The 13,509-nt window shown below is 65.9% G+C and carries 12 protein-coding genes; 7 read left to right on the plus strand and 5 right to left on the minus strand.

Annotated features, from left to right (window positions below):
- Positions 1-13 precede the first annotated feature (13 nt).
- The gene (locus tag L0976_RS24930; protein WP_234189665.1) at positions 14-2,812 is read left to right on the plus strand and encodes an EAL domain-containing protein; all 2,799 of its coding nucleotides are present in this window, start codon (positions 14-16) and stop codon (positions 2,810-2,812) included.
- A gap of 33 nt (positions 2,813-2,845) precedes the next feature.
- On the opposite strand, the gene L0976_RS24935 is transcribed toward L0976_RS24930, so the two are convergent.
- The 3 genes from L0976_RS24935 to groES form a co-directional block, all read right to left on the minus strand.
- On the minus strand, positions 2,846-3,292 hold the full coding sequence (locus L0976_RS24935) for a hypothetical protein (protein WP_203317999.1): 447 nt from the start codon (positions 3,290-3,292) through the stop codon (positions 2,846-2,848).
- 478 nt (positions 3,293-3,770) lie between these two features.
- Positions 3,771-5,408: a chaperonin GroEL gene (groL, locus tag L0976_RS24940; RefSeq protein WP_203318000.1), complete on the minus strand. Its 1,638-nt coding sequence runs from the start codon at positions 5,406-5,408 to the stop codon at positions 3,771-3,773.
- Positions 5,409-5,462: 54 nt separating this feature from the next.
- Positions 5,463-5,759 carry a co-chaperone GroES gene (groES, locus tag L0976_RS24945; RefSeq protein ID WP_119254427.1) on the minus strand — a complete coding sequence of 99 codons (297 nt, stop codon included), beginning with the start codon at positions 5,757-5,759 and terminating at the stop codon, positions 5,463-5,465.
- 319 nt (positions 5,760-6,078) lie between these two features.
- Between groES and L0976_RS24950 the strand changes: the two genes are divergently transcribed.
- The 6 genes from L0976_RS24950 (at position 6,079) to L0976_RS24975 (ending at position 12,725) form a co-directional block, all read left to right on the plus strand.
- Entirely contained in the window at positions 6,079-6,927 is an 849-nt protein-coding gene (locus L0976_RS24950) for a TIGR01459 family HAD-type hydrolase (protein ID WP_234189666.1), read from the plus strand.
- A gap of 19 nt (positions 6,928-6,946) precedes the next feature.
- Positions 6,947-7,927 carry a bifunctional riboflavin kinase/FAD synthetase gene (locus L0976_RS24955; protein ID WP_234189667.1) on the plus strand — a complete coding sequence of 327 codons (981 nt, stop codon included), beginning with the start codon at positions 6,947-6,949 and terminating at the stop codon, positions 7,925-7,927.
- Between the two features lie 7 nt (positions 7,928-7,934).
- Entirely contained in the window at positions 7,935-8,288 is a 354-nt protein-coding gene (locus L0976_RS24960) for a hypothetical protein (RefSeq protein ID WP_234189668.1), read from the plus strand.
- A 265-nt stretch (positions 8,289-8,553) separates the two neighbouring features.
- Complete coding sequence (ileS, locus tag L0976_RS24965; RefSeq protein WP_234189669.1) at positions 8,554-11,445, plus strand: isoleucine--tRNA ligase; 2,892 nt, start codon at positions 8,554-8,556, stop codon at positions 11,443-11,445.
- 176 nt (positions 11,446-11,621) lie between these two features.
- The gene (locus L0976_RS24970; RefSeq protein WP_203318005.1) at positions 11,622-12,236 is read left to right on the plus strand and encodes a hypothetical protein; all 615 of its coding nucleotides are present in this window, start codon (positions 11,622-11,624) and stop codon (positions 12,234-12,236) included.
- 3 nt (positions 12,237-12,239) lie between these two features.
- Positions 12,240-12,725 carry a GNAT family N-acetyltransferase gene (locus tag L0976_RS24975; protein WP_234189670.1) on the plus strand — a complete coding sequence of 162 codons (486 nt, stop codon included), beginning with the start codon at positions 12,240-12,242 and terminating at the stop codon, positions 12,723-12,725.
- Positions 12,726-12,730: 5 nt separating this feature from the next.
- On the opposite strand, the gene L0976_RS24980 is transcribed toward L0976_RS24975, so the two are convergent.
- Both L0976_RS24980 and L0976_RS24985 read right to left on the minus strand, forming a co-directional pair.
- Complete coding sequence (locus L0976_RS24980; RefSeq protein WP_234189671.1) at positions 12,731-13,027, minus strand: hypothetical protein; 297 nt, start codon at positions 13,025-13,027, stop codon at positions 12,731-12,733.
- Positions 13,027-13,476 (minus strand): nucleoside deaminase, encoded by a 450-nt coding sequence (locus tag L0976_RS24985; RefSeq protein WP_234189672.1) that lies wholly within the window; start codon positions 13,474-13,476, stop codon positions 13,027-13,029. The genes L0976_RS24980 and L0976_RS24985 overlap by 1 nt, the downstream gene beginning before the upstream one ends.
- Positions 13,477-13,509: the final 33 nt, after the last annotated feature.

Below are 13,509 nucleotides of genomic sequence, written 5' to 3' on the forward strand. Positions count from 1 at the left end.
CCACCGGTGATCCATGTTCCGCATCCTTGCCTGCATTACCGTCGAGCACGACCTTCGCCTCGTCCTGCTCGCAGCCCTGATCTGCTTCCTGTCCTCTTACGTGGCGGTAGCGCTGGCGCAGCGCGCGCGGGCGGCTGAGAAGATGGCCCGCACCCTGTGGCTGGGGGCGGCGGGCACGTCGAGCGGCTTCGGCATATGGGCGACGCATTTCATCGCGATGCTCGCCTATGATCCCGGCGTGGTCGTCGGCTACGACATGAGGCTGACGCTGGTCTCGCTGGCCGTCGCCATCGTGGTCACGGCGATCGGCCTTGCGCTCGCCACCTATCTTGCGGGCCGCAGCGCCGTCGTCGCGGGCGGTCTCCTGCTCGGCGCAGGCATCGCCTCCATGCACTATATCGGCATGTCGGCGGTGGAGTTGCCCGGCACGCTTCACTGGAACCATGCCTATGTGGCCGCCTCCGTCGTCTGCGCCGGCCTTTTCGGCGCGCTGGCGCTGCTCGTCTGCATGCATCCCCGGCCGCGGGCGCGCGAGCGGGCGCTCGCCACGATCCTGATGGCATTCGCCGTCGTGTCGCTGCACTTCACGGGCATGGCGGCCGTCACCGTCGAGCCGGGCCTGATGCCCGTCAGCGACGACACGCTGATCTCGACGGGCCTCATGGTGCCGCTGATCGCGGCGGTCGCCTTCTCGCTGCTCTTCGCCGGCCTGACGGCGGCGGTCTTCGCCCGCCAGGCCGAGCTTGCGGCGACGGAGAGCACGCGCCAGTTCGCGATGATCGTGCAGGGCGTCAAGGACTATGCGATCTGCATGCTCGACCCCGAAGGCCGCGTCGCCAACTGGAACGAGGGCGCCGAGCGCCACAAGGGCTACAAGGCGCACGAGATCGTCGGCCAGCATTTCTCGCGCTTCTACAGCGCCGAGGACCGCGCGGCCGGCGTGCCGGAGCGCACGCTCCGCATCGCCCGCAAGGAAGGCAAGTGCGAGAGCGAGGGCTGGCGCTACCGCAAGGACGGCTCGCGCTTCTGGGCGAATGTCGTGCTCGATCCCATTCACGATGCCGACGGCGCGCTCGTCGGCTATGCCAAGATCGTCAAGGACGTGACGGAGGAAAAGGCGGCGGCCGACCGGCTCGCCGAGGTGACGAAGAACCTCGACCTTGCCCTGGAGAACATGTCGCAGGGCCTTTGCCTGTTCGACAAGGACGAGCGCCTGCTGCTCGCCAACAGGCGCTACAGTGAGATCTTCGGCTTCCCGGACGGCCACATCCGGCCGGGGATGACGTTGCGCGAGATCGTCGAGCAGGGTGTCGCCCACCTCTGCTCGGATCCCGAGGTCTGGCAGGCGAAGGCCCGCGACGTCCACGCCCGTCGCCGTGCCGCCATCCAGGCGAATGACGGCGGCGCGATCGTCGAGAAGCTGCCGAGCGGCGTCTCGGTCCAGTTGCGCTACCGCACCCTGCCGGATGGCGCATGGGTCGCGACCTATGAGGACGTCTCGGAGCGCCTGCGCTCGGAGGAACAGATCTCCTTCCTCGCCCGCCACGACAACCTGACGGGCCTGCCGAACCGCGCGAGCTTCAACAACCGGCTGGACGCCGACCTCGATGCCGCCCGCCGTTCCGGCTGCAAGGTCGCGGCCATCGGCATCGACCTCGACAAGTTCAAGGAAATCAACGATACGCGCGGCCACGCGGCCGGCGACGAGGTGCTCGTCACGCTGTCGCGGCGCATGCAGGCCTGCCTCGGCGCGGACGAGACGGTGGCCCGCTTCGGCGGCGACGAGTTCGCCGCGGCGAAGCGCTTCGAGGACATGTCGGAGCTGACCGATTTCCTCCAGCGCCTCGAATCCTGCCTCAACGCGGAAATCCGCATCGACGGCTACGACATCAAGCCGGGCGCCAGCCTCGGCGTGGCGATCTATCCGCAGGATGCCGACAATATCGAGGCCCTGCTCAACAATGCCGACCTTGCCATGTACCGTGCCAAGGAGGCGCTGACGGAGACGGTCTGCTTCTACGAGGTCTCGATGGACGAGGCCGCCCGTGATCGCCGCCTCATCGCCAACGATCTCTGGCAGGCGGTGGAGCGCAGGGAACTGCAGCTTCACTACCAGGTCCAGAAGGCGGTCAATTCCGGCGAGACGATCGGCTACGAGGTCCTGCTGCGCTGGCACCATCCGGTGCGCGGCACCATCCCGCCGTCCGCGTTCATTCCGATCGCCGAGGAATGCGGCGCCATCCTGCCGGTCGGCGAATGGGTGCTGCGCGAGGCCTGCCGCGAGGCCGCGACCTGGGACAACGACCACAAGATCGCCGTCAACCTGTCGCCCGTCCAGCTCGGCAACGCCGACGTCGCCGACCTCGTCCAGCAGGTTCTGCTGGAAACCGGCCTCGGCCCGCACCGCCTGGAGCTGGAGATCACCGAATCGACCATCATCGGCGACAAGGAACGCGCGCTGCAGACGCTGCGCCGCATCAAGGCGCTGGGCGTCACCATCGCCATCGACGATTTCGGCACGGGCTATTCGTCGCTGGAGACCCTGCGCGCCTTCCCCTTCGACAAGATCAAGCTGGACCGAAGCTTCATGAGCGAGGTGGAGGCGAGCGCCGAGGCGAAGGCGATCATCCGCGCCATCCTGGCGCTCGGCCGGACGCTGCGCGTGCCGGTGCTCGCCGAGGGCGTTGAGACGCGCAGCCAGCTCGACATCCTTCTCGACGAAGGCTGCGACGAGGCACAGGGCTACTTCCTCGGAAGGCCGGCGCCGATCGAGCGCATCCGGCCGGCCGGGCAGGCCAGCGAAGCCGCCTGAGGCGGGATCGGGGTGGCCGGATGGCGCGGGCGCCTACTGCCGCTTGAAGCGGCGCCCGGCAAGGTCGATCTGGAAGCGCGGAAAGATGAAGACGCCGATGATCGTGCCGGCGTATTTCTCCTCCAGGCCTGTCGATTCGCCGACGCAGAACACCGGCTGGCGCGGCGCGCCGTCGAGGTGGATCGTCGTGGAGAAGCAGAAGGACGAGGAGGAGGCGGCCGCCTGCTCGAAGAGTTCGAGCACCCGCGTGCGGTCGAGCGGCTCGTAGCATCGGATGAGGTTGAGAAGCCCGCAGGCGCGCTGCGGCAGGCCATGCGCCTGCGCCGCCTTCTCGCCGAGCGTGAAGAGGCCGTTGGAGAGATCGCCGGTCCAGCGCTCCGTCACGCAATATTGCGTGAGCAGTTCGTTGTCCGTCTCGTCGAAGCCCATCGAGCCCGGCAGAAAGGGCGCCGAGAGATCTGTCTTGATTATCTTGAACACCTACGACCCCAGGGCAGTTGCTCGAATTCGGACGGCACGTCCTCCCGCAAGGGGGCACGACATGCGCAAAAGACGCTCCGGCTGACATTTCTCGCGAAACCGCCGAACCATTTTCTCATGTACTGAACTGCGTCCGGCTTCCACGGCATGCGGATCGGACGTACGCGCGAAAAACCGCGGTCGACTTTCGTTCGGGTCTTCCGGCGGCTTTCTGGAATTGGGAGTTCGGCGGCACGGCCGACCGTTGCGTCAAAACCAGCACCTGAACCCCGGGTGAATCTTTAAAGTTCACTTGGGGCGCCTTTATAGTTGGTTTTTTGATGCCTTCAACGTCTTTTTGATAATTATTGTACAAATGGAAAAATTCTTTTCACGGCAACGATACAGATTTGGCCGCCGCGAAAATGCAGAAAGGGCGGCCCGAAGACCGCCCTTTCCGAACTGAACCGGTTTGGCTCGGATGCAGGACCCGAAGGTCTTACATCATGTCCATGCCGCCCATTCCGCCCATGCCGCCCGGCATAGCCGGAGCGTCCTTCTTGGGCAGTTCGGCGATCATGGCTTCCGTCGTGATCAGCAGCGAGGCAACCGAAGCGGCGTTCTGGAGCGCCGTGCGGACGACCTTGACCGGGTCGACGATGCCGAGTGCGATCAGGTCGCCGTATTCGCCGGTCTGGGCGTTGTAGCCGTAGTTGTCTTCGTTCTTGTCGAGGATCTTGCCGACGACGATGGAGGCTTCGTCACCTGCGTTTTCCGCGATCTGGCGAACGAGGGACTGGAGAGCCTTGCGCACGATGTTGATGCCGGCTTCCTGGTCGTCGTTCTCGCCCTTGGCGGCGATCTTCGTGGAAGAGCGGAGCAGGGCGACGCCGCCGCCCGGTACGATGCCTTCCTGAACGGCAGCGCGCGTCGCGTTGAGGGCGTCGTCGATGCGGTCCTTCTTTTCCTTCACTTCGACTTCCGTCGAGCCGCCGACGCGGATGACGGCAACGCCGCCGGCGAGCTTGGCAAGGCGTTCCTGCAGCTTCTCGCGGTCGTAGTCGGAGGTGGTTTCCTCGATCTGGGCCTTGATCTGCGCGACGCGGCCTTCGATTTCGGCCTTCTGGCCGGCACCGTCGACGATCGTCGTGTTTTCCTTGGAGATCGAGACCTTCTTGGCACGGCCGAGCATGTCGAGCGTGACGTTTTCGAGCTTGATGCCGAGGTCTTCGGAGATGACCGTGCCGCCCGTCAGGATGGCGATGTCTTCGAGCATGGCCTTGCGGCGGTCGCCGAAGCCCGGAGCCTTGACGGCAGCGATCTTGAGGCCGCCACGCAGCTTGTTGACGACGAGGGTCGCAAGGGCTTCGCCTTCGACGTCTTCAGCGACGATGACCAGCGGCTTGCCGGTCTGGACGACGGCTTCGAGAACCGGGAGCATGGCCTGGAGGTTCGAGAGCTTCTTCTCGTGCAGGAGAATGTAGGCGTCTTCGAGGTCGGCGACCATCTTTTCCGGGTTGGTCACGAAGTAGGGCGAGAGATAGCCGCGGTCGAACTGCATGCCTTCGACGACTTCGAGTTCGGTTTCGGCGGTCTTGGCTTCTTCAACCGTGATGACGCCTTCGTTGCCGACCTTCTGCATGGCTTCGGCAATGTCGAGACCGACCTGCTTGTCGCCGTTTGCGGAGATCGTGCCGACCTGGGCGACTTCTTCCGAGGTGTTGATCTTCTTGGCCTTGGCCTGGAGATCCTTGACGACTTCGGCGACGGCGAGGTCGATGCCGCGCTTCAGGTCCATCGGGTTCATGCCGGCAGCAACGGCCTTGTGGCCTTCGCGGACGATGGCCTGGGCCAGAACCGTCGCGGTCGTCGTGCCGTCGCCGGCGATGTCGTTGGTCTTGGAAGCGACTTCACGGACGAGCTGGGCGCCCATGTTCTCGAACTTGTCTTCCAGTTCGATTTCCTTGGCGACGGAAACGCCGTCCTTGGTGATGCGCGGAGCGCCGAAGGACTTGTCGATGACGACGTTGCGGCCCTTCGGGCCGAGCGTTACCTTGACGGCGTCTGCGAGGACGTCGACGCCGCGCAGCATCTTTTCGCGTGCGGTGCGGCCGAATTTGACTTCTTTGGCTGCCATTGTGAGAACTCCTGAAGAGGTATCAGCGAATTGGGGAAGGAATTATCGGCGAGATCAGCCGATGATGCCCATGATGTCGGCTTCCTTCATGATCAGAAGGTCTTCGCCGTCGAGCTTGACTTCGGTGCCGGACCACTTGCCGAACAGGACGCGGTCGCCGGCCTTGACGTCGAGTGCGACGACCTTGCCGGATTCGTCACGCGCGCCGGAGCCGACGGCGACGACTTCGCCTTCCTGCGGCTTTTCCTTGGCGGTGTCCGGAATGATGATGCCGCCCTTGGTCTTGGCTTCGGATTCGACGCGACGAACGACGACGCGGTCGTGAAGCGGGCGGAAGGTGGTGCTTGCCATTGTCTTATCCCTCGATCAAATGACATGACGGATCGCGATGCGGACCCGGTGGATTGATGTTAGCACTCGCCGTTAAGGAGTGCTAGCGGAGCCGAGATAGGCGCCCGCGCGTTTCGAGTCAAGAATGGACCATCGAAATTATTTCGGCCGGCATGGTTGCCGCAGCCGGCAGATGGGAGCCATGTCGCACGCCATCAAGGCAGCTTCGTGAATTTTCGCCCGTTTCCCTGTGGATGGGGCAAAATTGCGGGAAGAGGCTTGTTTTCTTGGCGTCGCTTTGCAATGTCAGCCGGGCTCGATCTCGACACGGGAATCCCTGATGGCTCAACGCATCCAATCCTTCCGCGACATCGCCGCGCAGTACGACGCGGTGCTCTGCGACGTCTGGGGCGTCCTGCACAACGGCGTCGAGGCCTTTTCCCACGCGTCCGAGGCGCTCGCCGAAGCCCGCGCGGCCGGTCTTGCGGTCGTGCTCATCACCAATTCCCCGCGTCCCCATCCCGGCGTGAAGGTGCAGATCCGCGGGCTCGGCGTTCGCGACGACGCCTATGACCGCATCGTCACCTCGGGCGACGTCACCCGTTCGCTGATCGCCGAAGGCCCGGGCAAGGTCTATTTCATCGGGGCCGAGAAGGACCTGCCGCTGCTGGACGGTCTCGATGTCGAGACGGTCGGGCTTAAGGAGGCCGGCATCGTCGTCTGCGCGGGCCTGCGCGACGACGAAGTGGAAGCCGTCGAGGACTATCGCGAGGAACTGGCGGCGCTCGCCGCGCGCGGCCTGCCCTTCATCTGCGCCAATCCGGACCTCGTCGTCGAGCGCGGCCACAAGCTCATCGCCTGCGCCGGCGCGCTTGCCGGGCTTTATGAAGAGCTCGGCGGCACGACCCGCATCGCCGGCAAGCCGCACCGGCCGATCTACGAGAAGTCGCTGGCCGAGCTGCGCGCGGTGCGCGGCGCCTTCGACATGGCCCGCGTGATCGCCATCGGCGACGGCATGCCGACCGATGTCCGCGGCGCGCAGGCCTATGGCCTCGACGTGCTGTACATTTCAGGCGGCATCCACGCGGGGCACTATGTGGAAGGCGGGCGTACCGACGAGGCAAGGCTCGCCGCCTTCCTCGCGACGGAGGATGCCCATCCGAAATGGTGGATGCCCCGGCTGCAGTGACGGGATGGAGACGGTCGGCATGACGGTATTTCACAGGAACGAGACCAGGGAGCCGCTGCCGGAGCCTCTGCGCGGCGGCGTCATCGCGATCGGCAACTTCGACGGCGTGCACCGCGGCCACCAGGCCGTGCTGCAGCGAGCGCTCGACATCGCGGCGGATCGCGCCATCCCGGCGCTGGTGCTGACCTTCGAGCCGCATCCGCGCACCGTCTTCCGCCCGGAGCGCCCCGTCTTCCGTATCACCCCGGCTCCGCTCAAGGCCCGCATCCTCGAAGGCATGGGCTTTTCCGCCGTCATCGAATATCCCTTCGACCGCAGCTTCTCCGAAATCTCCGCCCACGACTTCATCGGCTCCGTCCTCATGGACTGGCTGCACGCTTCCGAGGTCGTCACCGGCTTCGACTTCCATTTCGGCAGGGGCCGGGAAGGCGGCCCCGCCTTCCTGATGGCGGCCGGCCAGGACAACGGCTTCGGCGTCACGCTCGTCGACGCCTTCCGCGACGAGAATGCCTCGGTCATCTCCTCCAGCTTCATCCGCGCGCTGCTCGGCGAGGGGGAGGTCGCGGAAGCCGCCGGCCAGCTCGGCTACCGCTATACGGTCGAGGCCGAGGTGATCGGCGGCAAGCGGCTCGGCCGCACGCTCGGCTATCCCACCGCCAACATGCAGCTTCCGTCCGAGGTGGAACTGCGCAACGGCATCTACGCCGTGCGTTTCCGCCGCCCGGACGGCAGCCTCCACGACGGCGTCGCCAGCTACGGCCGCCGCCCGACCGTCGATGCGAACGGCGCCCCGCTGCTCGAAACCTTCCTGTTCGATTTCTCCGGCGACCTCTACGGCGAGGTCTGCGCCGTCTCCTTCTTCGGCCACCTGCGCGACGAATTGAAATTCGACGGCCTCGATGCCCTCGTGGTGCAGATGAAGCGCGACGAGGAGGAGGCAAGGGCCCTGCTTTCCGGCGTCAGGCCGCTCGGGGCCATCGACCGGCGTCTCTGTTTCTGAGGCCGCGATGAGCGGCGCGCATTGCCCCGTCCATCTCTTCCGTTCGGTGGGCTTTGCGCCTTCCGGCGATACCGTGGTCAGCATCGCGCCCATGGACAAGGTCGTCGCCGTCTATGGCGGCGGCGGAGCCTTCGATGCGGACGGGCTTTCGGCCGCCTTCGGCGGAGCGGCCGTTTTCAGGCACGAGGCGACGGGCGAGCTTTTCGCCGGTGTCTGGGGCACGCGCAATGCTTCCCGCTTTCGTCGCGAGATGCGTGAGCGCATGCCCGTCGTCGTCAGCCGCGAAATGCCGGAGGTGCGGCTGGTCGTGCGCAGCGCGGAAGGCAGGCGCCCCGTACGGCCGCCGCTTGCCGGGGATTAGCGGGCGTTCGTGCCGGCACGCGGTCGATTGCGGCGCTTGCAGGCTTTTCAAAACGCCGAAAAGGCCGTAAGACCGCGCGCATGATGCTCCACCGGCCGACCATCGATCTGCGAATTAGTGGCCCGGCCTTCCGCGCGCTCTGAGCGAGGCCGGAAGGTCCGGGATTTCGGGCGTTGCTGACGACGCCCCCGCCGTCATTGCCGGTGCATTGACCGATATTTCCCCGCATGCGCGAAAGACGCGCGACGAGACGATAGCCACACCCATGACCGATACAGCCGAAAAAGTCGATTATTCGTCCACCCTCTACCTGCCGCAGACGGATTTCCCCATGCGCGCCGGCCTGCCGCAGAAGGAGCCGGAAACGGTCGCCCGCTGGCAGAAGATGGAGCTTTACAAGAAGCTGCGCGCCTCCGCCGCCGGCCGCGAGAAGTTCGTGCTGCACGACGGCCCGCCCTATGCCAACGGCAACATCCATATCGGCCACGCGCTGAACAAGATCCTGAAGGACGTCATCAACCGCTCCTTCCAGATGCGCGGCTACGACGCCAACTATGTGCCCGGCTGGGACTGCCACGGCCTTCCGATCGAATGGAAGATCGAGGAAAAGTACCGCGAGAAGGGCAGGAACAAGGACGAGGTCCCGGTCAACGAGTTCCGCCAGGAATGCCGTGACTTCGCCAGCGGCTGGATCAAGGTCCAGACCGAGGAGTTCAAGCGCCTCGGCATCGAGGGCGACTTCGAGAACCCCTACACGACGATGAACTTCCACGCGGAAGCCCGCATCGCCGGCGAGCTCCTGAAGATCGCCAAGTCCGGCCAACTCTACCGCGGCTCCAAGCCGGTCATGTGGTCGGTCGTCGAGCGCACGGCGCTGGCCGAGGCCGAGGTCGAATATGCCGATGTCGAGAGCGACACGATCTGGGTGAAGTTCCCGATCGTCGAAGGCCCGGCCGACCTCCAGGGCAACTTCGTCGTCATCTGGACCACCACCCCCTGGACGATCCCCGGCAACCGCGCCATCGCCTTCTCCTCGCGCTTCCCTTACGGCCTCTATGAGGTCGAAAGCGCCCAGAACGACTTCGGCCCGCAGCCGGGCGAAAAGCTGATCTTCGCGACGCGCCTTGCCGACGAGGCCGCCGCCAAGGCGAAGCTTACCTTCAAGTTCGTGCGCGACGTGGCGCCCGAGGAACTGGCCGCCATCACCTGCACCCATCCGCTCAAGGACCTCGGCTACACCTTCCCCGTTCCCCTGCTCGACGGCGACCATGTCACCGACGATGCCGGCACGGGCTTCGTGCACACGGCGCCCAGCCACGGCCGCGAGGACTTCGACGCCTGGACGGCGAAGGCCCGCGAGCTGGAAGCGCGCGGCATCTCCTCGAAGATCCCGTTCCCGGTCGACGACGCCGGCTTCTATACCGCCGACGCCCCCGGCTTCGAGGGCGCGCGCGTCATGGACGACAACGGCAAGAAGGGCGATGCCAACGAGCGCGTCATCAAGGCGCTGATCGCGTCCAACACGCTCTTCGCCCGCGGCCGCCTGAAGCACTCCTATCCGCATTCCTGGCGCTCCAAGAAGCCGGTCATCTTCCGCAACACGCCGCAGTGGTTCGTCTACATGGACAAGGAACTCGGCGACGGCACCACGCTGCGCTCGCGCTCGCTTTCCGCCATCGACGACACCCGCTTCGTGCCCGCCGCCGGCCAGAACCGCCTGCGCGCCATGATCGAGGGCCGCCCGGACTGGGTGCTCTCGCGCCAGCGCGCCTGGGGCGTGCCGATCGCCGTCTTCGCCGACGAGAACGGCGAGGTGCTGGTGGACGACGCCGTCAACGCCCGCATCCTCGAAGCCTTCGAGAAGGAGGGCGCGGACGCCTGGTTCGCCGAAGGCGCCAAGGAACGCTTCCTCGGCAGGGAACATGACGCGGCCCGCTGGACGCAGGTCATGGACATCCTCGACGTCTGGTTCGATTCGGGTTCGACGCACACCTTCACCCTGGAAGACCGCCCGGACCTGAAATGGCCGGCCGACGTCTATCTCGAAGGCTCGGACCAGCATCGCGGCTGGTTCCATTCCTCGCTGCTGGAAAGCTGCGCGACGCGCGGCCGCGCGCCCTACAACGCCGTCGTCACCCATGGCTTCACCATGGACGAGAAGGGCGAGAAGATGTCGAAGTCCAAGGGCAACGTCGTCTCGCCGCAGGACGTGATGAAGGAATCGGGCGCCGACATCCTGCGCCTCTGGGTCATGACGACGGACTACTGGGAAGACCAGCGCCTGGGCAAGACGATCATCCAGACCAATATCGACGCCTACCGCAAGCTGCGCAACACGGTGCGCTGGATGCTGGGCACGCTCGCCCACGACACGGGCGAGGAGATCGCCCTTGCCGACATGCCGGAGCTGGAACGGCTGATGCTGCATCGCCTGTCGCAGCTCGACGTTCTGGTGCGCGAAGGCTACGACGCCTTCGATTTCAAGAAGATCACCCGCGCGCTCATCGACTTCTCCAACGTCGAGCTCTCGGCCTTCTACTTCGATATCCGCAAGGATGCGCTCTACTGCGACGCCCCGTCCTCGCTGAAGCGCCGCGCCGCGCTCTCGGTCATCCGCAAGCTGTTCGAGTGCCTCGTCACCTGGCTGGCGCCCATGCTGCCCTTCACGATGGAAGAGGCATGGCTTTCCCGCAAGCCGGATGCCGTCTCGGTGCATCTCGAACAGTTCCCGGCTGTCCCGGCCGAATGGCGTGACGATGCGCTGGAAGCCAAGTGGGAGAAGATCCGCGACGTGCGCTCGGTCGTGACGGGCGCGCTGGAGATCGAGCGCCGTGAAAAGCGCATCGGCGCCTCGCTGGAAGCCGCCCCCGTCGTCCATGTCGGCGACGCGGAGCTGCTGAAGGCGCTGGAAGGCCAGGACTTTGCGGAGATCTGCATCACCTCGGCCATCACGGTGGTTGCCGGCGAAGGCCCGGCCGGTGCCTTCCGCCTGGCTGAAGTCGCCAAGGTCTCGGTCGAGCCGAAGCTTGCCGAAGGCGTCAAATGCGCGCGCTCCTGGCGCATCACGACCGATGTCGGCTCCGACCCGGATTACCCGGATGTCTCGGCGCGCGATGCCGCGGCGCTGCGCGAGATCGGTTTCCGCCGCGCTGCCTGACCGCCTTGACTGTTGACGGCCGGTGCTTTCCGGCCGTCGATTTGCCCGGATGAATTGCGCTTCGGGGCATCATCCGGTAATGCTGCCTGAAAATGGTCGGATTGTTCCGCCATGGCACGGCGGACTTTTGCCGCGTGACAGGTTTTCGGCGTACCGGCTCTGCTGGAAGGGTATTCATGAGAATGACGCGAAATATTCGGGTGCGTACCGGCCTTCTCGGCCTTCTCGGCGGCAGCCTTCTCCTGACCGGCTGCATGGGCCCGACCTACGGCACGGACAAGACCGCCGGCGAACAGTTGATGGACGACCTCGGCAACGCCGTCATGATCCAGCCGGACAACAAGGACGCCAAGAAGATCCGCTACCAGCCGCGCGGCAGCCTCGTCGTGCCGAAGGACAAGACGGCTCTGTCCAGCCCGCAGCAGTCGGTGGCCGCCAAGGACAATCCGCAATGGCTGGAAAATCCCGAGGACATGCGCGAGCGCCTGCGTGACGAGGCGGATGCGAACACCAACAATCCGGGCTACCGCTCGCCGCTGGCCAGCCAGCACTCGAATGCCCAGCAGGTTGGCGTCGCGTCGCAGACGCAGGCCTATCGCGAGGCCCGCCGCCTCCAGGACGGCACCTATTCCGACAAGCGCCGCTACCTGAGCGATCCGCCGGTCGACTACCGCCGCCTTCCCGAGCAGGCACAGGCCGATCTCGGCGAACCCGAGAAGCAGAAGGAACGCCGCCGCAAGAAGGAGGCCAAGGCCGCCAAGCAGTCCGGCTCCTCCTGGTGGCCCTTCTGACGGATGACCGCCTATCGAATTCGCCCGGCGACCGTGGCGGATGCCGCGATCATCCTGCGCTTCATCCGCGAACTGGCTGACTACGAAAACGCCCTCGACGAAGTTGCCGCGACGGAAGAGACGGTCGCGGCCTCGCTGTTCGGCGAAGGCTCGGTGAGCTTCGCGGCGATCTGCGAGACCGAGGCGGGCGAGCCGGCCGGCTCCGCCGTCTGGTTCAAGACCTATTCCACCTGGCAGGCGAAGAACGGCCTCTATCTCGAAGACCTCTACGTGACGCCCGCCCATCGCGGCGCCGGGGTCGGCAAGATGCTGCTGCGCCACCTCGCGCGCATCGCGGTCGAGGAGGATTGCGCCCGTTTCGAATGGAGCGTCCTCGACTGGAACGAGCCGGCGATCCGGGTCTACGAGGCGATCGGCGCCGAGCCGCACAGGGAATGGGTCCGCTACCGCCTGACGGGCGACCGGCTGAAGCGTTTCGCCGAGGGCTGAAAGCCCTATCCGCCCCGCCGCGCCAGCAGGGCGAGGTGCAGCCCATGCATGCCGATGAAGGCGGCCGAGGCCGGCAGCATCGTCCCGAAGGTTTCGCCGCCGAACGCGAGGGCCAAGAGCAGGATGGCCGCGACGGCGGGAATGAAGGCGAGTGCCAGGGGCCGCGGCAGGCTCCAGTTCGGCTTTCCGTCCAGTCCCCACTGCATCGTCAGACGCGCCTTGCCCGGCGCGATGCGCCGCGCGCCGATGGCCGACATGAGGGCCATGACGGCGAGGGTGGCAAAAACGAGAAGCAGCGCCATCAGCCCTCGCGCCTTTCCTTGAAGAAATCCTTCAGGATGTCCGCGGCCTCCACGCCGCCGATACCGGAATAGACGTCGGGCGCATGGTGGCAGGTCGGCTGGGCGAAGAAGCGCACGCCGTTCTCCACCGCGCCGCCCTTCGGATCCTCGGCGCCGTAGTAGAGCCGGCGGATGCGGGCGAAGGAAATGGCGGCGGCGCAGAGCGTGCAGGGCTCCAGCGTCACGTAGAGGTCGGCGCCCGCCAGCCGCTCCTGCCCGAGCGTGCGGGACGCTTCGCGGATCACGGCGACCTCGGCATGGGCGGTCACGTCGTTCTCCGCGCGTGTGCGGTTTCCCGACCGCGCGACGACCGCGCCGTCCAGCACCAGCACCGCGCCGACCGGCACTTCGCCCCGCGCGCCGGCCGCCCGTGCTTCCTCGAGCGCGATCTCCATGAAGCGATTTGTCATGCGCGGCACGAATTCCTCTTAACCCCGGACGCC

Origin of the sequence: Shinella sp. NM-101 (assembly GCF_021401195.1) — a bacterium.
In the GTDB taxonomy this organism is placed as follows: domain Bacteria; phylum Pseudomonadota; class Alphaproteobacteria; order Rhizobiales; family Rhizobiaceae; genus Shinella.